Origin of the sequence: Erwinia sp. MYb375 (assembly GCF_037479175.1) — a bacterium.
Lineage (GTDB): Bacteria > Pseudomonadota > Gammaproteobacteria > Enterobacterales > Enterobacteriaceae > Erwinia > Erwinia rhapontici.
This window is the reverse complement of the sequence record NZ_JBBGZS010000023.1, coordinates 524,347-546,691: the sequence shown is the minus strand read 5'-3', so window position 1 is coordinate 546,691 and position 22,345 is coordinate 524,347. Positions and strand designations below refer to the sequence as shown.

Annotated in this window: 19 protein-coding genes; 10 read left to right on the top strand and 9 right to left on the bottom strand. The window is 55.1% G+C overall.

Annotation, left to right across the window (positions count from 1 at the left end):
- Positions 1-228: 228 nt before the first annotated feature.
- The 4 genes from sapC to WH279_RS15515 all read left to right on the top strand — a co-directional run bounded on the left by sapC (position 229) and on the right by WH279_RS15515 (position 4,350).
- Positions 229-1,119: a putrescine export ABC transporter permease SapC gene (gene sapC, locus WH279_RS15530; protein ID WP_133845060.1), complete on the top strand. Its 891-nt coding sequence runs from the start codon at positions 229-231 to the stop codon at positions 1,117-1,119.
- Positions 1,119-2,111: a putrescine export ABC transporter ATP-binding protein SapD gene (sapD, locus tag WH279_RS15525; RefSeq protein WP_200642101.1), complete on the top strand. Its 993-nt coding sequence runs from the start codon at positions 1,119-1,121 to the stop codon at positions 2,109-2,111. The genes sapC and sapD overlap by 1 nt, the downstream gene beginning before the upstream one ends.
- Positions 2,111-2,917 (top strand): putrescine export ABC transporter ATP-binding protein SapF, encoded by an 807-nt coding sequence (gene sapF, locus WH279_RS15520; RefSeq protein WP_339457627.1) that lies wholly within the window; start codon positions 2,111-2,113, stop codon positions 2,915-2,917. The genes sapD and sapF overlap by 1 nt, the downstream gene beginning before the upstream one ends.
- A gap of 284 nt (positions 2,918-3,201) precedes the next feature.
- A complete protein-coding gene (locus WH279_RS15515) occupies positions 3,202-4,350 on the top strand; it encodes a CMD domain-containing protein (RefSeq protein WP_339457626.1) in 1,149 nt (382 codons plus the stop codon).
- 2 nt (positions 4,351-4,352) lie between these two features.
- Here the strand turns inward: WH279_RS15515 and WH279_RS15510 are convergent, their stop codons facing one another.
- The 4 genes from WH279_RS15510 to WH279_RS15495 form a co-directional block, all read right to left on the bottom strand.
- The gene (locus tag WH279_RS15510; protein WP_339457625.1) at positions 4,353-5,249 is read right to left on the bottom strand and encodes a LysR family transcriptional regulator; all 897 of its coding nucleotides are present in this window, start codon (positions 5,247-5,249) and stop codon (positions 4,353-4,355) included.
- A 54-nt stretch (positions 5,250-5,303) separates the two neighbouring features.
- Positions 5,304-6,047: a YnfC family lipoprotein gene (locus tag WH279_RS15505; RefSeq protein WP_200642105.1), complete on the bottom strand. Its 744-nt coding sequence runs from the start codon at positions 6,045-6,047 to the stop codon at positions 5,304-5,306.
- Between the two features lie 99 nt (positions 6,048-6,146).
- Entirely contained in the window at positions 6,147-6,869 is a 723-nt protein-coding gene (locus tag WH279_RS15500; RefSeq protein ID WP_167864633.1) for a YnfC family lipoprotein, read from the bottom strand.
- A gap of 87 nt (positions 6,870-6,956) precedes the next feature.
- Positions 6,957-8,546: a PTS transporter subunit EIIC gene (locus tag WH279_RS15495; protein ID WP_339457624.1), complete on the bottom strand. Its 1,590-nt coding sequence runs from the start codon at positions 8,544-8,546 to the stop codon at positions 6,957-6,959.
- 240 nt (positions 8,547-8,786) lie between these two features.
- Between WH279_RS15495 and WH279_RS15490 the strand changes: the two genes are divergently transcribed.
- The 4 genes from WH279_RS15490 (at position 8,787) to pdeR (ending at position 17,654) form a co-directional block, all read left to right on the top strand.
- The gene (locus tag WH279_RS15490; RefSeq protein WP_339457623.1) at positions 8,787-11,093 is read left to right on the top strand and encodes an FdhF/YdeP family oxidoreductase; all 2,307 of its coding nucleotides are present in this window, start codon (positions 8,787-8,789) and stop codon (positions 11,091-11,093) included.
- Positions 11,094-11,216: 123 nt separating this feature from the next.
- A complete protein-coding gene (locus WH279_RS15485; protein WP_339457622.1) occupies positions 11,217-13,160 on the top strand; it encodes an exoribonuclease II in 1,944 nt (647 codons plus the stop codon).
- Between the two features lie 181 nt (positions 13,161-13,341).
- A complete protein-coding gene (locus tag WH279_RS15480) occupies positions 13,342-15,408 on the top strand; it encodes a carbon starvation CstA family protein (protein ID WP_339457621.1) in 2,067 nt (688 codons plus the stop codon).
- Positions 15,409-15,662: 254 nt separating this feature from the next.
- Positions 15,663-17,654 carry a cyclic di-GMP phosphodiesterase gene (gene pdeR, locus WH279_RS15475; protein ID WP_339457620.1) on the top strand — a complete coding sequence of 664 codons (1,992 nt, stop codon included), beginning with the start codon at positions 15,663-15,665 and terminating at the stop codon, positions 17,652-17,654.
- A gap of 10 nt (positions 17,655-17,664) precedes the next feature.
- On the opposite strand, the gene WH279_RS15470 is transcribed toward pdeR, so the two are convergent.
- Together WH279_RS15470 and araD are read right to left on the bottom strand one after the other, a co-directional pair.
- Entirely contained in the window at positions 17,665-18,534 is an 870-nt protein-coding gene (locus WH279_RS15470; RefSeq protein ID WP_133845083.1) for a crotonase/enoyl-CoA hydratase family protein, read from the bottom strand.
- Between the two features lie 276 nt (positions 18,535-18,810).
- Positions 18,811-19,509 carry an L-ribulose-5-phosphate 4-epimerase gene (araD, locus tag WH279_RS15465; RefSeq protein WP_200642111.1) on the bottom strand — a complete coding sequence of 233 codons (699 nt, stop codon included), beginning with the start codon at positions 19,507-19,509 and terminating at the stop codon, positions 18,811-18,813.
- 406 nt (positions 19,510-19,915) lie between these two features.
- On the opposite strand from araD, the gene osmB reads away from it, so the two are divergent.
- On the top strand, positions 19,916-20,134 hold the full coding sequence (gene osmB, locus WH279_RS15460) for an osmotically-inducible lipoprotein OsmB (protein WP_133845087.1): 219 nt from the start codon (positions 19,916-19,918) through the stop codon (positions 20,132-20,134).
- Between the two features lie 47 nt (positions 20,135-20,181).
- Here the strand turns inward: osmB and yciH are convergent, their stop codons facing one another.
- The 3 genes from yciH to WH279_RS15445 all read right to left on the bottom strand — a co-directional run bounded on the left by yciH (position 20,182) and on the right by WH279_RS15445 (position 21,773).
- Entirely contained in the window at positions 20,182-20,508 is a 327-nt protein-coding gene (gene yciH, locus WH279_RS15455; protein ID WP_200642112.1) for a stress response translation initiation inhibitor YciH, read from the bottom strand.
- 2 nt (positions 20,509-20,510) lie between these two features.
- Positions 20,511-21,227 (bottom strand): orotidine-5'-phosphate decarboxylase, encoded by a 717-nt coding sequence (pyrF, locus tag WH279_RS15450; protein WP_339457619.1) that lies wholly within the window; start codon positions 21,225-21,227, stop codon positions 20,511-20,513.
- 273 nt (positions 21,228-21,500) lie between these two features.
- On the bottom strand, positions 21,501-21,773 hold the full coding sequence (locus WH279_RS15445) for a putative hemolysin (protein WP_200642114.1): 273 nt from the start codon (positions 21,771-21,773) through the stop codon (positions 21,501-21,503).
- 280 nt (positions 21,774-22,053) lie between these two features.
- On the opposite strand from WH279_RS15445, the gene WH279_RS15440 reads away from it, so the two are divergent.
- Positions 22,054-22,341: a putative quinol monooxygenase gene (locus WH279_RS15440; protein WP_200642115.1), complete on the top strand. Its 288-nt coding sequence runs from the start codon at positions 22,054-22,056 to the stop codon at positions 22,339-22,341.
- Positions 22,342-22,345 lie beyond the last annotated feature (4 nt).

Below are 22,345 nucleotides of genomic sequence, written 5' to 3'. Positions count from 1 at the left end.
TTTGCTGCCGGAGTTCCCTTGCTTGCGACAGTGATATCGAAGGATAATCGCCTATGCTGATCGTGACAGGCTGTGCTTTTCAGCCTGCAGCGTAAAAATTGTCGGTCACCTGAGATAAAAAAACTGACATGACGAGACGATCAAGGGATGATGCAGACTAAGGTTATGATATGAATCAAAAAACCATAGCAGACGACAACACACCCAGAAGAATTGAAGTGAAAACTCATGCCCACCGATAATATTTACGCTGAGAAGCGACCGCCCAGCCCCCTGCGTCATACCTGGGGGCTGTTCTACCGTGACACCACGGCGATGATCGGCTTCTATGCGTTTATCGCCGTGCTGCTGCTGTGCATTTTTGGCGGCCTGATCGCCCCCTACGGGCTTGATCAGCAATTTCTCGGCTATCAGTTGCTGCCACCGTCCTGGTCACATTACGGTGATGTCTCGTTCTTTCTCGGCACCGACGACCTCGGCCGCGACCTGTTAAGCCGCCTGCTGAGCGGTGCTGCCCCCACCGTTGGCTCGGCGATTGTCGTCACCCTGGTGGCTTCCGTCTGCGCCATGGTGCTCGGTGTGCTGGCCGGCCTGACCCACGGGTTGCGCTCTGCGGCGCTTAACCACGTGCTCGATACACTCCTGTCGATCCCCTCTCTGCTGCTGGCGATCATCGTCGTCGCGTTTCTCGGGCCGCGGCTGGAACATGCCATGCTGGCGGTGTACCTCGCCATCCTGCCGCGTCTGGTGCGCGCTATTTACAGTGCGGTGCATGACGAACTGGAAAAAGAGTATGTGGTAGCATCGCGCCTTGATGGGGCCAGCAGTCTGGATATCCTGTGGTACGCCATTCTGCCCAATATTCTGGCGTTGCTGGTGACGGAGTTTACCCGCGCCCTATCGATGGCCATTCTCGATATTGCCGCTCTCGGCTTCCTCGATCTTGGCGCACAGTTGCCGTCGCCAGAATGGGGCGCCATGCTGGGCGATTCGCTGGAACTGATTTATGTTGCGCCCTGGACCGTGATGTTACCCGGTGCAGCCATTATGTTGAGCGTATTGATCGTTAACCTGTTGGGTGACGGTGTACGCCGTGCCATCGATGCGGGAGTTGAATAATGCCGCTACTCGATATTCGTAACCTGACCATTGAATTTATGACGGCCGATGGGCCTGTGAAAGCCGTGGATCGGGTGAGTATGACGCTGATGGAAGGCGAGGTTCGCGGCCTTGTGGGGGAGTCCGGCTCAGGAAAAAGTCTGATTGCCAAAGCGATTTGTGGCGTCACGAATGATAACTGGCGCGTCACCGCTGACCGTATGCGCTTTAATGATATCGACCTGCTGCACCTCTCGCCGCGTGAACGTCGTAAGATCGTCGGCCATAACGTGTCGATGATTTTTCAGGAGCCGCAGTCGTGCCTTGATCCATCGGAAAGTATCGGCACCCAGTTAAAACAGGCGATCCCCGGCTGGACATGGAAAGGCCGCTGGTATCAGCGCTTTGGCTGGCGTCACCGCCGCGCCATTGAGCTGCTGCACCGCGTGGGCATTAAAGATCATAAAGACATCATGAGCAGTTTCCCTTACGAGCTGACGGATGGTGAATGCCAGAAAGTGATGATTGCGATTGCGCTGGCCAATCAGCCGCGCCTGCTGATTGCCGATGAACCAACCAACGCCATGGAACCGACCACGCAGGCGCAGATTTTCCGCCTGCTGTCACGTCTGAACCAGAATAACAACACCACTATTCTGCTGATCAGTCATGACCTGCAAATGCTCAGCCACTGGGCGGATCGGATTAACGTCATGTACTGCGGACAGACGGTGGAAACCGCCGTCAGCGAAGAGTTGATTACGGCGCCGCACCATCCCTACACCCAGGCCCTGATCCGCGCCATGCCGGATTTTGGTCGTTCGCTGCCGCATAAGAGCCGTTTGAATACGCTGCCGGGTGCCATTCCTTCACTGGAACACCTGCCGATTGGTTGCCGTCTTGGCCCACGCTGCCCTTACGCGCAAAAAACCTGTATTGAAACACCGCGCCTGACGGGCAGCAAAAGCCATCTTTTTGCCTGCCACTTCCCACTGAATATGGAGAGTCAGTAATGGTTGATACACTGCTGGAAGTGCGCAATCTGAGCAAAACCTATCGCTACCGCACCGGGCTGTTCAGGCGGCAGCACGTTGAGGCGGTCAAGGCGATCAGCTTCACGTTGCAGGAGCGTCAGACGCTGGCGATAATTGGCGAGAACGGTTCAGGAAAGTCGACACTGGCAAAAATGCTCAGTGGCATGGTCGCGCCGACGGCCGGAGAGATCGTGATTGACGACCATGCGCTGGAGTACGGTGATTACGGTTACCGCAGCCAGCGCATTCGAATGATTTTCCAGGACCCGTCAACCTCGCTGAACCCGCGTCAGCGCATCAGCCAAATCCTCGATTTTCCACTGCGTTTGAACACAGATCTGAATTCCGCCGAGCGGGAGAAGCGCATTATCGCCACACTGCGCCAGGTCGGACTGCTGCGCGATCACGCCTCCTACTACCCCCATATGCTGGCCCCCGGTCAGAAGCAACGTATCGGTCTGGCACGCGCCCTGATCTTACAGCCAAAAGTGATTGTTGCCGATGAGGCGCTGGCGGCACTGGATATGTCGATGCGCTCTCAGTTGATCAACCTGATGCTGGAACTGCAGGATAAACACGGCATCGCCTATATTTACGTCACCCAGCACCTGGGGATGATGAAACATATTAGCGACCAGGTGCTGGTGATGCACCAGGGCGAAGTGGTCGAACGCGGCAGTACCGCCGATGTGCTGGCCTGCCCGCTGCATGATCTGACGAAACGTCTTATCTCCAGCCATTTTGGTGAAGCCCTGACGGCTGATGCCTGGCGCAGAGACCGCTGAGTATTATCACGAAATATTGCCCCCTCACGTGTAGTGGCTGACCTTCTGTTCCGGTCAGCCAGAACAGTGCACATCATCAACACGGGCCGATCGGAAAAATGATCGGCCCCTACAGTTCCGGTCACCCAGATAGGTATATGCCATTCAGCTATTTGATAGTACAGATCATTATTTCTAACGTGTTGCGGCTTACGCCAGGATACCCATGACATTCAGGCCCGCTGGTCATGGTGCCTTTTCCTGGCGCCCTCCCGGCGAGCCTTTGAACCCGAAAAGGAATGATCATGGAACAGCGCCGCTTTACCGGCAACAACCACTGGTATCATGAAACCCAGACCAGCCTGCCCGCCCAGCGTGCACCGCTGATGCCTGAAGCTGCCACTATTGAAGACCGGTTTTTGCTGGGTCTGGCGCAGCAGGCAGAAGGAGAACTGAACACCTTATTACAGCAGGTGCAACCCGCACTGCTGGCTTCGCGCGATCTCTATCAACTGTTGTTCCCATCGGAACTCAGCACCACCCTGAGCCATACGCTGACACTGTACGATCGGCTCAGCAGTGCGCTGACGGTGGCGCAGGTGACCGGGGTGCAACGTCTGTGCAATCACTATGCTGCACGCCTTAATCCGCTTCCGGGGCCAGACTCATCACGTGAGAGCAATCATCGCCTGACACAAATCACCGAATATGCCCGCCAGCTTGCCAGCCAGCCAACGCTGATTGATGCCCTCTCCGTACAGCGGCTTGACGATGTCGGCCTGAGCGCGCCGGATATTATCACGCTCGGTCAGATTGTCGGTTTTGTGAGTTATCAGGCTCGGGTTGTCGCCGGGGTCCATGCCCTGATGGCGTTGCCCGTACGCTGGATGCCCGGCGTGACCATTCCGCCGGATGCCACCCGCGAGCACTTCCTGCAACCGCTAGCCTGGCGCCCTGCGTTACCGCCGCTGGAGTTACGCTACGCAGCGCCGGAACAACTGGAAGCACTCACCTTCTGCCAGCCACTGGCCGAACTTGAAACAGGCGCGTGGCTGTTTGCCCATGATGGCAAAGCGCTTTATGGTTGGGGCCGTCTGATCAACCAGCTGGAGAAGGCGCGCAGCAGCGTCGATTCCACGCTGGCTGCGGCCGTTACTTCACGTATCAATGGCAGCGTGAGCTGTTTTGAACGTTATGCCGCAGGCAGTGAATGGCGAACGGCATTAGAGGAGAGTGTGGAGCAGGCACTGAGTGAAGCGAATGCCTCGCAACAGGCGGTGATGTCACTGGCGGCGCAGCTGACACGTTCGCCAGAAAGAGTGAATGCCGCCCATATTCAGCCGCTGAAAGACGCGGGTCTGACCAGTGCGCAGATATTCGATATCATTCTGAGTGTGGCGGCAGCCAGCTGGGGTAACCGGCTGATGCAAGGATTAGGTATTCGCGGCGAATAGCGCTAGTGCTTTAACCAGCGCCGGACTTCATCAAAGAAATGCTGGGCCAGCGGCGTCGCGCGCCCCGGTTCAGCAATCACCACAGCCCCCTGTCGGGACATAGGCGGCATCGCCACCCGTCGGCGTTGCAACCCGCTGGTCATGCCGTCAATCAGATGCCCGACCGGCGAGACCAGACATCCCAATCCGACCTGAACACCCTGTAGCAGTTGAAAGACGGATGTGGTTTCCAGTACCACGCGCAGGGTCAGCTGCGCATCACGAAAATGCCCGTCAATATAGCGGCGGAAATAGCGCGTCTGTTCAGCCAGGCAGAGCGGTAGCGCGGCCACTTCTTTCAGTGTCAGCGGCTCATCGCCCTGTAACTGGGGAAAATGCTGCGGATGATAGAGCAGCTCAATACCGTTATCGTCAAGGGTTTCCGCCTGGAAATGCAGCTCACGCAGCGTAGCCAGCTCAAAGAAGCCAATTCCCACATCCACCGTATGACTGTTCAGCGCATCCAGCAGCTGATCGGCGCTCAGTACCGCCACACGATAGTCGAGCTGCGGGTAACGATCGCTGATCGCTTTCAGCATCACAGGCAGCGAAATACTGCACTGCGGCACCACGCCTATACGCAGCGTACCGTTCACGCCGTGTTTGAGTGACTCCACTTCCAGCTTGAGCCCCTGATACACCGAAACGATTTCCCGCGCCCAGGACAGCACGCGGTCCCCTTCCGGCGTAAAACCATCAAAGTTATTGCTGCGGTTAATCAGCGACAGCCCCAGCTCACGCTCCAGATTTTTCAGACGCATGGAAAGCGTGGGCTGACTGACAAAGCTGGCCTCAGCAGCGCGGCCAAAGTGGCGCTCTCGCTCCAGGTTACATAAATAGATGAGCTGTTTAATGTCCATTATGATGATGTCTTCGTTAGTGTGCGAACGCGGGTGCCGACGGCCGGGCTGCTGCTAATAAAATTCACTGACCAGCGTCGACTGGCGTTCAATGACGTTATCACCGGGCGAGGTTTTAATTTTATAGCGGCAGGAAGTGGGAACGCCCTGCTGATACTCACAGCGCGTCGTGATTTCTCTGGTCGAGGCCGGGTAGGTGGTGAGCATCACCCCATCCAGCCGTTTATCCGCCTCTGTCGTAGCAAATGTCTGCTTGTCATCGCTGATCAGACGAGCCCCTTCCCTTATGTTCTGCCTGACCATTCGCCCTTGCTCGTCATACGTTATGTCAATGCGCAGAGGATCCTGGATGGAAGAGTAAGCTGAAATCAGCCCACGGTCGTTGTAACTGATATTCAGCGTAGAATTGCCGCGGGTTTTTGATACGACGTTGCACTTGCCGTCCAGTTTCATCAATACCGGTTTACCGTTCTCCTCACCGACCAGCGTGTCTTTGTCCCGCCGCAGGCTGGTATTCGAGTGGATTTTGCGGTCGTTAATTACGTAGAGGCTGGTCACGATAACATCGGTGAGACAGCCCTGCTGATCGAAGCGGGCCGTGGCTTCGTGCTGTTTCTCACCGCTGGCATCGAACAACGTCTGATGGGTGCTTTTGAGCTTTCCGGGGATGGGTTCGAAGCGAAAAAGCGTCGACATATTTTTGACCGTTGTCGATACCCCTTGTGGTTCTTCATTCTTACAGCCTGTAAGCAGCAGCGCGGGCAACAGCAGCGCCAGCGTTGTCTTCATCATATCCATGCAGTGTGAGTCCTGTCAGTTTAGTAAGATTTGTTCATAATGAGGCGTGATGCTGTCTTCGTTAGTGTGTGAACGCGTATCCCGATGGGCGGGCTGCTGCTAATAAAACTCACTGGTGAGCTTTGCATGGCGTTCAGTCACTGTGTCGCTTGTGGAGGTTTTCACCGTGAACACGCAGCTGACAGGCACAGCCTGCTGATATTCACAGCGGGTGGTGGTCTCCCGGGTGCCGTCTGGCGTTGTGCTTTTCGTGACGGAATCAGAGGGTTTATCGCCGGCGTCTGACGCGTAGTTTTGTACGCCTTCTGAAATCTGACGATCGCCACTGAACGCTTTCTGTCCAATCGGGCGGCCCTGTGCATCATAGGTCAGCGCGACGCGAAAATCGGACTGGCGGGAGGAAAGTCCGGAAATCAGTCCCTGCTTGTTGTAGGCGATATCAATGGTAAAATTACCGCTGGTTTTGGACAGCACGTTACACTCGCTGTCCAGTTTAAGGACCAGGGGTTTACCATTTTCCTCTCCGATGAGCTGGTCTTTCTCCCGCCGCGCGCTGATGCTGCCGATATCAAGATTAGTAACTTCAAAATCCGTCACGCAGCCGTTTTTATCGAAATTAAACACCCCATCATAACGCTTTTCACCGTTATCCTCGAAAATCGTCTGATGGGTGCTCTTCAGTTTTCCAGGGATAGCTTCAAACTGATATAGATAAGACAGGTTTCTGATTTTCTTGGTAATACCTTCATCTTCCTGTTGCTTGCAACCTACAAGCAACAGCAGCGGCAAGAGCAGTACCACCGTCGTTTTAATCTTGTCCATGCACGTGAATCCTGTCAGCGTATTAAGATTTACGCAGTGTTATCGGCAGCTTAGCGCCATTTCTCAGGCGCTATCATACCGGGCCATTCAGGCCAGACCCAACGCACTTTTCACTTCATTGGCAATTTTTTCCACCTGCGGCCCATAAATCACCTGAACATCGTGGTCGCTGACGCGGTTGATGCCATTGGCACCGGTGCTCATCAGGGTATGATCGACCACCTCATTCATCTGTTTAACCCTCACCCGCAGGCGGGTAAAGCAGCAATCGACATCCTCTATATTGGCCTCACCGCCCAGCCCGCTGATAATGATGCGGGTGCGTTCATCCCCCGTCACCTTAACGGCCTGAGGTGCCTCTTCTGACTCTCGCCCGGGCGTTTCGACACGCATCCGTAGAATGACGAAGCGAAAACCGTAATAGTAGATGGGGATATAGATCAGCCCCAGCGCCACGCTCCACCACCAGGCGGTTTTACTGCCCCCCAGAATGCCGAAGACCACCAGATCGATAGCGCCGCCCTGCACATTGCCAATCATCAGATGCAGGACTGACATCAGCATAAAGGAGAGGCCGCTCAGCAACGCATTAAATAGGTAAAGCACCGGGGAAACAAAGATGAAGCAAAACTCCAGCGGCTCCGTAATTCCGGTGGTAAAGGAGGTCAGCGCCCCGGCCAGCACCAGCGCTTTCACCCTCTGCTTATGCTCGGGACGCGCACAGTGATACATCGCCAGCGCGGCAGCGGGCAGGCCGAACATCATCACCGGAATTTTTCCCTGCGCCAGAAAACGCGTCGCGTCCTGCACCGTGGCATCCGGTACGGAACCCGGGTGCGTCAGCGAGGTATTAAAGATATTCAGCGCACCGACAATGGTCTGCCCGTCGACCGTGGCAATACCGCCAATCGGCGTAAATCGCACCGTCTCATTGAGGATATGGTGCAACCCGGTGGGGATCAGCAACCGTTCGCTGGTGCCGTAGAGAAACGCACCGTACTGTCCGCTCTCACCTATCAGTTCTCCGACCCAGGCAATCCCGGCACCGATCGTCGGCCAGATGAGCGCCAGCAAGACGCCGACCAGCGGCAGCACCAGCACGGTGACAATCGGGACAAAGCGTCGCCCGCCAAAAAAGCTGATCGCCGTCGGTAGCTCGGTGGTGTAAAAGCGGTTATGAATCATTACCGTCACCAGCCCGGCAATCACCCCACCCAGCACGCTCATGTTGTAAGTGAAGATGCCCAGCATCGGGATAAATTCCGCGGAGGTCATCATTGCCGTGGTTTGATCCATCCCCTGCTGCTGCAAGGCGGCGGCGGTTGTCGTGGCCGCCGTCAGACCCCGCGCTGCCAGCGTGGCGCTGATGCCTACGTGCATAGCGATAAAACCAATCACCGAGGCAAAGGCCGCCGTGGGTTTCTCCGCTTTCGCCAGACCAATGGCGCTGGCCACAGCAAAGAACAGCGGCAGGTTAGCAAACAACGCCCCGGCCACTTTGCGGATAAACCCAATGATCAGCTGCGGTATTTGCAAGCTGGCAAAGGCATCCCCGGTGATCACCGGGTTCTGCAACGCGGCCGCAACCCCTAAGAAAATCCCGGCGGCGGCAATCACCGAAATCGGCATCATCAGGGCTTTACCGAAGGCATGGACTTTACTGGCAAACGCTTTCATCCGTCTCTCCCGCTGTCATTATCACGGGCTAAGTATGCGTTGCATGTCCGGGGATGCTGCCTTAATGGGGATATTCAGCGAACAATTTTTGACCAACGTCACATTTTTATACTTATCGTGATAAATACGACCTATCGCACCATCTCTGCAATCAATTAGACAATTCTCCACGCGGATCGCAAAATCGCCAAAAAGAAGCAATAATTTTTTAACAACTATTCAACATAAGCCTGCGACATTATGAAATTTAAAGAAGCGATTAAGCCATACCAGGCCGCGGCGGGCGGCTGGGGTTCACTGGAAGCCACCACCCGTTTCGTCTTCGACAGCAAACAAGTGTTAAAAAACATGCGCAATTTGATGCGTATGAATAAGGCAAAGGGCTTCGACTGCCCGGGTTGTGCCTGGGGTGATGACAATAAAAGTACCTTCAGCTTCTGCGAGAACGGTGCCAAAGCCGTAACCTGGGAAGCCACCCGACGCCATATCGGCGCTGACTTCTTTGCCCAGTACAGTGTTGCCGCCCTGTATCAACAGAGCGATTACTTCCTCGAATACCAGGGACGTCTGACCGAGCCGCTGCGCTATAACCGCGCCACTGACCACTATGAACCGATTAGCTGGGACGCGGCATTTGCCCTGATCGCCCGCCATATTAAGGCGATGGATCATCCCGACCGTATGGAGCTTTACACCTCAGGACGCGCCAGTAATGAAGCCTCCTGGTTGTATCAGCTGTTCGGCCGCATGAACGGCAGTAACAACTTTCCTGACTGCTCGAATATGTGCCATGAAGCCAGTGGTGTCGGGCTGAAGCGCAGCATTGGCGTAGGGAAAGGCACCATCCGTCTGGACGATTTTGACCATGCGGACGCCATCTTTGTCTTCGGGCAGAACCCGGGTACCAACCATCCACGCATGCTGCACAGCCTGCGTCACGCGGCCGACCACGGTGCTAAAATCGTCACGTTCAACACGCTGCGCGAACGCGGGCTGGAACGTTTTGCCGATCCGCAAAAACCGCTGGAAGTGGTCACCAGCATGGCAGGTAAAATCAGCTCAACCTATTACCAGCCGAACCTCGGCGGGGACATGGCCGCCGTGCGCGGCATGGTCAAAGTGCTGGCTGAGAATCATCATGCGCTGATCGCGGCGGGTGAGAAAGGCCTGTTCGATGAGATGTTTATCAATGCCAAAACGGAAGGTCTGGAGGCCTATCTTGCCGCCGTGGATGCCACGGAGTGGTCACAGATTGTCAGCCAGTCCGGCCTCAGTGAACAGCAGATCCGTGAAGCCGCAGCGATTTACCAAAGCGCCGAACGCGTGATTTGTACGTGGGCGATGGGTATCACCCAGCACAAACATTCTGTCGATACCGTGCGCGAGATCGTCAACCTGCAACTGTTGTTCGGGCAGTTAGGTAAAAAAGGCGCAGGCCTTTGCCCGGTACGTGGCCACAGTAATGTGCAGGGTAACCGCACGATGGGCATTGATGAAAAGCCATCTCAGGCGTTTCTCGATAGTCTGGGTCAGCATTTTAACTTCGAACCACCGCGCAACATCGGGCACAACACGGTACAGGCGCTGGAAGCGATGCTGCGTGATGAAATCAAGGTGTTGATTGCCCTCGGAGGCAACCTGGCGGCTGCCGCTCCGGACAGCCCGCGTACCGAAGAAGCCCTGAAACGCTGCGGCCTGACGGTGCAGATCAGCACCAAACTCAACCGCAGCCATCTGTGTCCTGGCGCGATTGATGCCCTGATCCTGCCAACGATTGGCCGTACCGAGCAGGATATTCAGGCCAGTGGTCCGCAGTTTATCACCGTTGAAGACTCCTTCAGCATGGTGCATGCGTCAGAAGGTGTGGGTAAACCGATTGCGGATACACAGCGTTCTGAAACCTGGATCGTGGCCAACATTGCTCATGCAGTACTGGGCAGCGACAAAGTGGACTGGCTCGGAATGGCGGACGATTACAATATCATCCGTGATCATATTGCAGCCACCCTGCCCGGTTTCAGTGATTTCAACGCCAAATGCGATTTGAAAGGTGGTTTTTATTTAGGCAATGCGGCGGCAGAACTGCGTTTCAATACGCTGCATGACAAAGCCCAGTTCAGCGCGGCCGCCCTGCCGACCTCGCTGTTCCCGGCGCTCGATGTTGAGGTGCCTTTCACGTTGCAAACACTGCGTTCTCATGACCAGTACAACACCACTATTTACGGGCTGGATGACCGTTATCGTGGTGTTTACGGCCAGCGTGAAGTCCTGTTTATCAACCCGGAAGATATGGACAACATGGGTTACGCCGCCGGAGATAACGTCGATATCGAAACGCTGTGGAATGATGGCATCACCCGTAAAGTCAGCGGATTTAAGCTGGTGCCCTATGCCATTCCGCGTGGCAATCTGGCCGCCTACTACCCCGAAACCAATCCGCTGGTGCCACTTTCGAGTTTTGGTGACGGCAGCGGAACGCCCACCTCTAAATCGGTACCGGTGAAGATCAGTCTGTCACCTGTTGTGGCCGGAAGACGTATCGCCTGACACACCAGGGCGGCCGCATCAATGGCCGCCCACCACCACGTCAGAGAAGGCTTTTTACTTGCCGTGGAGCGGTTAATCGCGTAAAACTGTCTGCCGCTCTTAGGCCACGAAAACGTTGAAATTATGTTCCAGGATAACCCGCTGCTCGCGCAGCTAAAAGAGAAACTCCACTCCCAAACGCCGCGTGTTGAGGGTGTGGTAAAAGGCACGGAAAAAGGTTTCGGCTTCCTGGAAGTCGATGCACAGAAAAGCTACTTTATTCCGCCACCGTTTATGAAAAAAGTCATGCACGGTGACCGCGTTAGCGCCGTGATTCAGACCGACAAGGATCGTGAAGTTGCCGACCCTGAAACGCTGATTGAACCTTTCCTGACCCGTTTTGTTGGCCGTGTTCAGAAGAAAGACGATCGCCTGTCGATTGTGCCTGATCATCCGCTGCTGAGAGACGCCATTCAGTGCCGCCCTGACCGTAATGTGAAGCATGACTTCCAGGCCGGTGACTGGGCAGTGGCTGAGATGCGCCGTCATCCGCTCAAAGGCGATCGCAGTTTCTACGCCGAACTGACCGAATTTATTACCACTGCGGATGACCATCTGGCGCCGTGGTGGGTGACGCTGTCTCGCCATAATCTGGAGCGTGAAGCACCCGATGTGGCAACGCCGGAAGAGATGCTGGACGAGCAACTGGAGCGTGAAGACCTCACTGCCCTGACCTTCGTGACCATCGACAGCGCCAGCACCGAAGATATGGACGATGCGCTGTATGTGGAAGAGGCCGCCGATGGCGCGCTGAAACTGACCATCGCGATTGCCGATCCCACGGCCTATGTGCCCGCGGGTAGCAAACTCGATGCGGTTGCCGCTGAGCGCTCGTTCACTAACTACCTGCCTGGTTTTAACATTCCGATGCTGCCGCGCGAGCTGTCTGATGACATCTGTTCGCTGCGTCCGAATGAGCGCCGCCCTGTGCTGGCCTGCCGCGTGACCCTTGCCGCTGACGGCACACCGGGAGATGACATTCAGTTCTTCGCGGCCTGGATTGAATCTAAATCCAAGCTGGCTTACGACAATGTCTCTGACTGGCTGGAAACTAACGGTACCAGTGAATGGCAGCCGGAAAGCGACGCCATTGCACAACAGATTCGTCTGCTGCACCGTCTGTGCCTGGCACGCAGCGAATGGCGTCAGACCCATGCGCTGGTCTTCAAAGACCGCCCTGACTTCCGCTTCCTGTTAGGCGAGAAAGGCGAAGTGCTGGATATCATTGCCGAGCATCGCCGCATTGCTAACCGCATCGTTGAAGAATCGATGATTCTGGCCAACATCTGCGCGGCTGCCGTGCTGCGCGATAAGCTGGGCTTCGGTATCTACAACGTGCACCTTGGTTTCGACGACGTGAATGCCGAGCAGGCTGCCGCCGTTCTGGCGAACCACGGTGTGACGGCGGACCCCGCAGCCATTGCCACGCTGGAAGGCTTCCGCATGCTGCGCCGCGAGCTGGATACACTGCCGACTCAGTTCCTCGACAGCCGTATTCGTCGCTTCCAGTCATTTGCTGAAGTCAGCACCACGCCAGGCCCACACTTCGGCCTTGGTCTGGATGCCTACGCAACCTGGACCTCTCCGATCCGTAAGTATGGCGATATGGTTAACCACCGTCTGCTGAAAGCGATCATCAAAGGGGAAGCGGCCAGCCGCCCTGCTGATGACGTCACCGTGAAGATGGGCGAACGCCGCCGTCAGAACCGTATGGCAGAGCGCGATGTCGGAGACTGGCTCTACTCGCGTTTCCTGCAGAAATCGGTCGGTACTGACCAGCGTTTCAGCGCGGAAGTGATCGATGTTTCTCGTGGTGGTATGCGTGTTCGCCTGCAGGAAAACGGCGCGGTTGCCTTTATCCCTGCCCCGTTCATCCACGCGGTGCGTGATGAGCTGGTGTGCAGCAACGAGAATGGCACTGTGCAGATCAAAGGCGATGTGGCTTACCGCGTCACCGATCTGATTGAAGTGACCATCGCCGAAGTGCGTATGGAAACCCGCAGCGTCGTGGCCCGTCCGGTGGTCTGATTGTCTTTAACGGGATAGCCTTTTGGCTATCCCGTATTTTCCTCTGTTATTGCCCTTCCCCTGCTAAAACGAAAAAATCGCCTGCGCCTCACACTTCTTTACTTACCGCCTGTCATTAACACTTTTTTACATTACGGTTAACTTGTCCCTCTTTTAAATGGATCTGACAAGGAGTTATGTGATGAAGAACGTCAAAGCCGGATTGATCTGGTTACTGGTGGCGTTAGCAGGTGCGACGGCTTTCGCCATGCTGGCGCTTAACCGGGGCGAACCCGTTAACGCACTGTGGCTGGTGGTGGCCGCCGTCGCCTGTTACAGCATTGCTTATCGCTTTTACAGCCTGTTTATTGCCCGTCGTATTTTCGAACTGGATGATCGTCGCCTGACACCCGCTGAGCGTCACAATGACGGTCTGGATTATGTTCCCACCAACAAATGGGTGCTGTTCGGCCACCACTTCGCGGCCATTGCCGGGGCTGGCCCACTCGTCGGCCCGGTGCTGGCGGCACAAATGGGCTTTCTGCCCGGCACGCTGTGGATCCTGATTGGGGTGATGCTGGCGGGTGCCGTGCAGGACTTCCTGATTCTGTTTATTTCTACCCGCCGTGATGGCCGTTCACTGGGTGAAATGGCGAAACAGGAACTGGGCGCCTTCGCCGGGGTGATCACCATGCTGGGCGCACTGGGGGTGATGATTATTATTCTCTCGGCGCTGGCGCTGGTGGTGGTCAAAGCGCTGACCAACAGCCCCTGGGGTCTGTTTACGCTGGCGGCCACCTTGCCTATCGCGCTGTTTATGGGCGTGTATATGCGCTTCCTGCGGCCGGGGAAAATTGCGGAAGTGTCGCTGATTGGCTTTGTGCTGATGATGGCCGCGATTATCTACGGCGGTGATATTGCCCTGCATCCTTACTGGGGCCCGTTCTTTACCCTGAAAGGCACCACGCTGACCCTGGTACTGGTGATTTACGGGTTTGTTGCCTCTGTGCTGCCCGTCTGGCTGCTGCTGGCACCGCGTGACTATCTGTCCACCTTCCTGAAAATCGGCGTGATTGTCGGTCTGGCCGTTGGCATTGTCTTTGCCATGCCGGAGATGAAAATGCCGGCGGTGACCAAATTCATCGACGGAAGCGGCCCGGTGTTCTCGGGGGGATTGTTCCCGTTCCTGTTTATCACCATTGCCTGCGGGGCAATTTCTGGTTTCCATGCGCTGGTCTCCAGCGGCACCACGCCGAAGCTGGTGGAGCGTGAAAGTCATATCCGCATGATCGGCTACGGCGCCATGCTGATGGAATCTTTCGTTGCCATCATGGCGTTGATCTGTGCCTCGGTGATAGACCCCGGCGTCTACTTTGCGATGAATGCCCCGGCGGCGCTGATTGGCACCACCGTGGAAAGTGCCAGTCAGGCAATCAACAGCTGGGGCTTTGTTGTCACACCGGAGGTGTTAACCGCCATCGCCCGCGACGTTGGAGAGACGTCAGTACTGTCGCGCGCAGGTGGCGCACCGACCTTTGCGGTGGGCATGGCGCACATCATTACCGAGGTATTTAACAGCCGGGCGATGATGGCCTTCTGGTATCACTTTGCCATTCTGTTTGAAGCGCTGTTTATCCTCACTGCCGTCGATGCCGGTACCCGTGCCTGCCGTTTTATGGTGCAGGATCTGGCGGGTACGGTGGTACCTTCGCTGGCGAATAATCGTTCCTGGATGGGCAATATTATCGGCACCGCCGTAGCCGTTGCGGGCTGGGGTTTCTTCGTCTATCAGGGCGTTATCGATCCGCTTGGCGGCATTAATACGCTCTGGCCGCTGTTTGGCATTGGTAACCAGATGCTGGCGTCCATGGCGCTGATCCTTGGTACCGTGGTGCTGTTTAAAATGAAGAAACAACGTTACGCCTGGGTCACGATTGTGCCCACCGTCTGGTTATTTATTACCTCAATGACGGCAGGATGGCAGAAGATTTTCCATGAGAAACCCGCCATTGGGTTCCTTGCCCAGGCGAAAAAGTTCAGCAAGGGTATCGACCAGGGGATCGTTATCGCCCCGGCGAAAACCGTGGCGGATATGCAGACCATCGTGATCAGTAATCAGATCAATGCCGGACTGTGTGCCTTCTTTATGCTGGTGGCCATTACTATGCTGGTAGCGGCATGCTTTGCCATCCGACGCGCATTGCACAGCGATCTGCCTACCGTTCGTGAAAGCCCGGTGGTTCTGCGCGACGAAAAAGTCAATATCTGATGAATAAGCGGCTGTCAGTATAAGGGTTTTAAATGCAACTATCTTGAAGGATATTTTCCCGACAAAGGAATCACCTTAGTCAAATTATCCTGTTAATATGCTACCCCGGTCGCCATGCCGGGGTATTTTATGCTGCATATCAATTCTCAGCAAAAAAATATATTGTCTTCGTAGCTTGTGATTCTGCTGCTTGCCGAATACTGTTGCTAAAATAAGAAGATATCCCCTGCAAAGTCGCACCAACGGAGATAAAAATGACCGATGAACAAGGGCAGACGCTACTGTATGCCTATTTTGGCACCAGCAGCCCTCATTGGCGTTTATCCTCCGACAGCGATGCACTGCATTTTGCCGAAGCTGAAGGGGGCGAAACCAACATCGCCGTCCCGCTTACGCCTCCACAAGCCAGCCTGCTGCGCAGCATGACCGTGATTACCACCAGCGTGAATCTCACCATCACGCTGTACGGTAATCCACTGTCCATGCATCTGGTCGGCAGGAAAGTCTCCCAGATTGCCTGGGCGGGAACTGCGTCAGCATGGGGAGACACCTCCTCGGTAGCCCGCGATCTGGTGCTCGGCCTGTCATTTGCAGAACAGGTGGTTTCTGAAGCCAATTCCGTCATTGTCATCGTCGATCAGCATGGTCATATCCAGCGCTTTAACCGCCTGAGTGAAGAGTACACCGGCCTTAAAGAGCAGGATGTGATCGGTCGTAATGTGTTTCAGCTGTTTATGTCGCGCCAGGAAGCGGCGGCCTCACGGCGTAATATCAGCAGGTTTTTTCGTGAAGGCAGCTCTTATGAAGTCGAGCGCTGGATCAAGACAAAGAAAGGCCAGCGTCTGTTTCTGTTCCGCAATAAATTCGTCCATAGCGGCAGCGGAAAAAATGAGATCTACCTGATTTGCTCCGGTACGGATATTACCGAAGAGCGCCGCGCTCAGGAGCGTCTGCGCGTGCTGGCCAATACCGATACCATCACCGGCCTGCCGAATCGCAATGCCATTAATCATGAAATCACTCAAGCACTGGAAAAACGCACACATCAGCAGATTGGCGTGGTTTACCTTGACCTCGACAACTTCAAAAAAGTGAATGATGCCTACGGACACATGTTTGGCGACCAGCTGTTACAGGCGGTCTCTCTCGCAATTTTGAGCTGCCTTGATAAAAATCAGACGCTGGCGCGCCTGGGTGGCGATGAGTTTATTGTCCTGGCCGAAGACACCAGCCAGGCCGCATTAGAAGCGATGTCGTCGCGTATTATTGAGCGCCTGAAGCAACCGTTACGTATTGGGCTGATTGAGGTCTACTCCGGATGCTCAGTGGGCATTGCCCTTGCCCCGCAGCATGGCGAAGATCGTGAAAGCCTGATCCAAAATGCAGATACGGCGATGTACACGGCGAAAGAGAATGGGCGCGGTAAATTCTGCATTTTCTCAGCCGAAATGAATCAACGGGTGTTTGAATATCTCTGGCTCGACACCAACCTGCGCAAGGCGCTGGAACATCATCAGTTGGTGCTCCACTATCAGCCGAAAGTGAATGCCGATGGCACGGTCACCAGTGTGGAAGCCCTGGTGCGGTGGATGTCCCCAGAGCGTGGGCTGGTGCCGCCGGACAGTTTTATTGCCTATGCCGAAGAGTCAGGATTGATCATCCCGCTAGGACGCTGGGTGATATTGAGCGCGCTGGAGCAAATTCTACGCTGGCGCAAACAGGGCATTGACCTGCGGGTGGCGGTGAATGTGTCGCCGCGTCAGCTGATTGACCAAAGCATCTATACCGACCTGAAACTCGCTCTGGATCACGCCGGACTTAAGGTCTGCCCGATTGATATTGAGCTGACTGAAAGCTGTCTGATTGAGAATGAGGAGCAGGCGCTGGCATTAATGAAACAGTTTCAGAAACTGGGCGCAGCCGTGCATCTGGATGATTTCGGTACGGGTTATTCATCGTTGTCACAGCTGGCACGCGTGCCGATTGATGCGATCAAGCTCGACCAGAGCTTTATCCGTGGCGTGAACCAGCAGGTGGTGTCTCAGTCACTGGTCAGGGCGATCGTTGCCGTGGCTAAGGCACTGAACTTGCAGGTGATCGCGGAAGGGATTGAGACGGAAGAGGAAGCGGAGTTTGTGATGGCGAACGGCGTGGATATTCGTCAGGGCTTCCTGTATGCGAAGCCAATGCCCGCTGAAGAACTCGAGCACTGGCTTACGCGGCATCATGCCGTTATGGCTTCCTGACAACGATAGCTCAGCCCGCTTTCAGCAATGACTGCGCGCTGTGGCGGTTTTGCAGCTGGACTAAACGCTCCATATAGGCGATATCTTTCGGCTCCATCGTAAAGGCGAAATCAACCCAGTCCTCCGTGATATCCATCAGTTCTGCACGCGTCAGCTGAAGCACCCGCTGACGGGCTTTCAGCATCGCTCTGACACCGTTCAGCTTCGGTTGCAGCGTATCAATAAACGTACGCGTGCAGCGATAGCCCTCTCCCGGCTGGAACAGACGATCCACCAGACCGCGCGTTTCAAACCATTCTGCAGTATGCGACTCCCCTTCACAGATCAGCTCTTCGGCCAGTTTCATGCCGGAACGGCGTGCCACCAGGGAGTAACCGCCCATGCCGGGGAACAGGTTAAAGGCAATTTCCGGGAACCCCATGCGGGCGGTATTTTGTGCCAGGATGAAGTGATGCGCCAGCGCGGCTTCAAATCCGCCGCCCAGCGCGCTCCCTTCCACCATCGCGATGGTAACAGCACCCGTGTCGAAGCCACGCGCAGCCGCATGAATGCAGTCCACGCAGGCACGGGCATAGGCACGCAGGGCTTCGCGGCGGCCATTTTTAATCGTTTCGACAAAGAAACGCAGATCGCCACCGGCATTAAACATGGTCGGTACCAGCGAACCCGTGACCCAAAAATCAATCTTCAAACCGGAACGCTGGGCAGCGTAACTGAGGTTCATGATCTCCTCGATCAGCTGATGATTAAAACTCGGGCGAGGTTGGGCGCGCAGCATCATCCACATGGTGCGACGTTCTTCTTCATAATAGGCGGAGAGCTGCGTCATTTGTCCAGCTTCGTTGAACAAGCGGCACGTCGTCTGATTTATAACGGTCATAGCATTATCCTCTGTTTCATTATGCGTTCTTCGCAGCTCCAGCCTAATCCAGAGTGTCATCATGCTAAATGGGTGTTTGATTTTTAAGATAAAATAAAGAAATTCCTCACGCCATATGTGCGCGATGAAGTGTAATCAGAACCGCTGGATTGACGGGATAACAGGAGAGACTTGCGGCAGGATAATGATGAAATACTCAAGCATGGCCGAACAATAGGTAAGGATAATCTTAATTTGGCGTCGTGATAACCCGACGCCAGCTGATGACGTTAGCGGCTATTTCTGGCCGTAATAGGCATTTTTGCCATGTTTTCGCAGATAATGTTTATCCAGTAATACCTGCTGCACTGCGGGCAGCTGCGGTGTCAATTGTTGACTGAAGATGCCCATGTAAGCCACCTCTTCCAGTACAACGGCGCTGTGGACCGCATCCTCCGCACTGCGGCCCCAGGCAAACGGCCCGTGCGAGTTCACCAGCACGGCGGGGATCGCCAATGGGTCAATATTGCGCTGTTGCAGCGTTTCAATAATCACCTGCCCGGTTTGCCACTCGTAGCGTTCCAGGATCTCCTCATCGCGCATCTGGCGCGTGCAGGGGATGGCACCATAGAAGTCATCCGCGTGCGTCGTGCCCCAGGCGGGGAGATCTTTTCCTGCCTGTGCCCAGATTGTCGCGTGGCGCGAGTGAGTATGGACGATGCCGCCAATCTCAGGCCAGGCAAGATAGAGTGCACGGTGCGTGTCCGTATCCGATGAAGGACGTTTGTCCCCTTCTATCACTTCCCCGGATGCCAGCGCCACGACGACCATGTCGTCCCGCTTCATGTCGTCATAGCTCACGCCTGAAGGCTTTATCACCATCAGCCCTTGCTGGCGATCGATAGCACTGACGTTTCCCCAGGTGAAGGTGACCAGTCCGTAGCGCGGTAACGCCAGATTTGCTTCCAGTACCTGCTGCTTCAGTTGTTCCAGCATGTTGTTGTCCCCGTTGTGGCTGCTGATTTATTGTCAGCGCCACTTGATGATCGGGGTATGGAGGCATCTGCTGTATCAACGGCAGAATCCGGCTGTTCCCCCGGTTTTGTGAGAGCAGCTCGCTTAAGACACACGGAAAATTAAGAGTTTTTACCTGTTAAGATATCCGGCAATAACTGAAAATAGTTAACAGAAATTAACCTGGGTGATAGTGAGCTATCTAATCATCCAACTATGCCGTTGCCGACCCCGGATTTAACCCAGGCCCTGCAGGCGATTTTTTAAACTGCTTTTTGCCTGTTCAGTGACAGAAGTCACCTGAAAAAGCGATGGATTCGGGTCGGGATTACAGAGCGTCTTCTATAATGTAGAGGTATCTCGTCGCTGTTCTTTAAGGAGAGTCATTATGTCTATCACTGCAAAACGCATCACCGCCGCCGTGCTGGCCGCAACCTTAGTTCTTTCTCTGAGCGCTTGCTCAAACTGGTCTAAACGCGATCGAAACACGGCAATCGGTGCAGGTGCCGGCGCAATTGGCGGTTCTATTCTGACAAATGGAAGTGGATTAGGCACCGTGGGTGGCGCCGCTGTGGGCGGGATCATCGGACATCAGATCGACAAATAAAAAGCAGTTTATTGGGGGCCTGACGCTGTTCAGGCCCCTGTTATTGGTCAGCCTCCGGCCAGTTTGACCTTAAAACCTTTCGCTTCGAGCAGAGTTTTTAACAGGTCGCGTTTATCGCCCTGAATCTCAATCACTCCGTCTTTTAACGCCCCGCCGCAGCCACATTTTTTCTTCAGTTCGGCCGTCAGCTTGTTCAGTTCGGCATCATCCAGATCGATACCGCTAATCAGACAAACCCCTTTGCCTTTTCGGCCACTGGTCTGCCGCTGGATGCGCACAATGCCGTCACCTTTCGGGCGCTGCACAAGCGTTTTTGGCTCATCAATGCGCCCGGTTTCCGTGGAATACACCAGGCGGCTGTTGTCATCGGCCATGATTATGCCTCTTGCAGGGAACGAAGGATGTCACGCAGCGTTGCCGCCGGATCGGCTGATTGGGTAATCGGACGCCCGATCACCATATAATCCACCCCGGCTTGCTTCGCTTCCTGTGGCGTCATGATGCGGCGCTGATCGCCAACATCGCTGCCGGCCGGGCGGATCCCCGGTGTCACCAGACGGAAGTCCTGCCCTATTGCCTGTTTGAAATGACGGGCTTCCTGCGCGGAACAGACCACACCATCCAGACCACATTGATGTGTCAGACGCGCCAGACGCTCGGCCTGCTCTGCCGGGGAGAGTTCAATCCCCAGACCGCGTAAATCATCGGCATCCATGCTGGTCAGCACCGTGACCGCAATCAGCAGAGGTGCATCATTACCAAATGGCAGCAGCGCTTCACGCGCTGCGCTCATCATCCGCGCACCGCCACTGGCATGGACGTTTACCATCCATACACCGAGGTCAGCCGCTGCCGCCACCGCATGGGCGGTCGTATTGGGGATATCATGGAATTTGAGGTCGAGGAAAACGTCAAAACCGCGCTGTTGCAGATCGCGCACCCATTGTGGGCCAAACAGGGTAAACATCTCTTTGCCGACTTTAAGACGGCAACTGCCCGGTTCAATCTGATCGACAAATGCCAGAGCGCGATTCCGGTCCGCATAATCTAACGCCACCACAATCGGTGAGCCGGTAACCTGAGGTGAAAGCATGGATTTACCCTCTTTGAGTGGAGCACCGCATGGCGCAAACGATAAACGGCATGCATTCTACCTGCGACGCGGGCAAATGCACAGTTAAGCTATTGGGAATTATTGTGATAGGCAGAGGAAGCGTGCGGCAAGACGGGGGCTGGGTAACGCCAGAAGAGCGTTATATTAACAGGGATAAAAAACAACATCGTCAGTTTCAGCTCGGTAAACCCTGACTTTCGGGTTCATCAACTGCGTGAAAACTGACGACGGCAACGCAAGCACAGGACTCACTCAGCGTGCACAGCTTCCATTCATCAGCGCACTTTCACCGCAACGACGGCCATTGGCCATCTGGCACATTCCTACCGAGCTTCCGTCCAGTTGGCGCGACAACGCCAGCGTACCGCCCGCATTGGCACAGGCACTTTCAGCCATATCGGCCATCACCACTCGCGCCGGGACATGGGCTGCCGTGGCCTGTTGCGGTGGCTCATTATCACTGTCGCTACTACAGGCTGACAGGAATAACGTGGCTGCCGCCAGCAAAAATGTCGCTGCTTTCATGAGGTCAGGCTCCGGGATGTAGGCTGGAATGCGTTTGCCAGCATAAGCTACGTTGCGCATCAGGTCGATAGCTGTCACGGAATTTTACAAAATCATTCTTATGGAAATATCAATAGCACGACGTCTTAATTTATTGCAGACCCAGGTGAAATGCCGTGAAGCCTGAAAAGATCATGTCAAACGCGTGTAATCATGCCAGGCTTACAGGCTGTTAAATTCTGGCGGCGGGATGGCATTCCGTTATCAACGCCGTCGTTTGACGTTTCTAAAGGAGAGACAGATGTCTGATACACCGATTTTGATCGTTGCTACTTTTGCTGCTGCGACAGGGAAAGGCAATGCGCTGTATGAAGTGCTGAACCGCTGTGTGGCACCAAGCCGCCTTGAGGAAGGAAACGTACATTACGATCTGTATCGCAGCGTCGAGAACAGCGATCTGTTCCTGTTCCACGAAACCTGGAAAAGCGCGGCGGCTATCGAACAGCATGAAACACAGCCCCACTTTAAAGCACTGCTGGCGGGCGTTGAAGGTCTGCTGGCAGAACCGCCAGTGATTACGAAGATCTAAAGGG

Coding starts and splice junctions, on each gene's coding strand:
- WH279_RS15510 (WP_339457625.1), bottom strand. CDS start 5,249: ATGGACATTAAACAGCTCATCTATTTATGTAACCTGGAGCGAGAGCGC.
- WH279_RS15445 (WP_200642114.1), bottom strand. CDS start 21,773: ATGAAAGCAGCGACATTTTTGCTGGCGGCAGCCACGTTATTCCTGTCA.
- WH279_RS15515 (WP_339457626.1), top strand. CDS start 3,202: ATGGAACAGCGCCGCTTTACCGGCAACAACCACTGGTATCATGAAACC.
- sapD (WP_200642101.1), top strand. CDS start 1,119: ATGCCGCTACTCGATATTCGTAACCTGACCATTGAATTTATGACGGCC.
- pdeR (WP_339457620.1), top strand. CDS start 15,663: ATGACCGATGAACAAGGGCAGACGCTACTGTATGCCTATTTTGGCACC.
- osmB (WP_133845087.1), top strand. CDS start 19,916: ATGTCTATCACTGCAAAACGCATCACCGCCGCCGTGCTGGCCGCAACC.
- pyrF (WP_339457619.1), bottom strand. CDS start 21,227: ATGCTTTCACCTCAGGTTACCGGCTCACCGATTGTGGTGGCGTTAGAT.
- WH279_RS15490 (WP_339457623.1), top strand. CDS start 8,787: ATGAAATTTAAAGAAGCGATTAAGCCATACCAGGCCGCGGCGGGCGGC.
- sapF (WP_339457627.1), top strand. CDS start 2,111: ATGGTTGATACACTGCTGGAAGTGCGCAATCTGAGCAAAACCTATCGC.
- WH279_RS15505 (WP_200642105.1), bottom strand. CDS start 6,047: ATGGATATGATGAAGACAACGCTGGCGCTGCTGTTGCCCGCGCTGCTG.
- yciH (WP_200642112.1), bottom strand. CDS start 20,508: ATGGCCGATGACAACAGCCGCCTGGTGTATTCCACGGAAACCGGGCGC.
- araD (WP_200642111.1), bottom strand. CDS start 19,509: ATGCTGGAACAACTGAAGCAGCAGGTACTGGAAGCAAATCTGGCGTTA.
- WH279_RS15495 (WP_339457624.1), bottom strand. CDS start 8,546: ATGAAAGCGTTTGCCAGTAAAGTCCATGCCTTCGGTAAAGCCCTGATG.
- WH279_RS15485 (WP_339457622.1), top strand. CDS start 11,217: ATGTTCCAGGATAACCCGCTGCTCGCGCAGCTAAAAGAGAAACTCCAC.
- WH279_RS15500 (WP_167864633.1), bottom strand. CDS start 6,869: ATGGACAAGATTAAAACGACGGTGGTACTGCTCTTGCCGCTGCTGTTG.
- WH279_RS15480 (WP_339457621.1), top strand. CDS start 13,342: ATGAAGAACGTCAAAGCCGGATTGATCTGGTTACTGGTGGCGTTAGCA.
- sapC (WP_133845060.1), top strand. CDS start 229: ATGCCCACCGATAATATTTACGCTGAGAAGCGACCGCCCAGCCCCCTG.
- WH279_RS15440 (WP_200642115.1), top strand. CDS start 22,054: ATGTCTGATACACCGATTTTGATCGTTGCTACTTTTGCTGCTGCGACA.
- WH279_RS15470 (WP_133845083.1), bottom strand. CDS start 18,534: ATGACCGTTATAAATCAGACGACGTGCCGCTTGTTCAACGAAGCTGGA.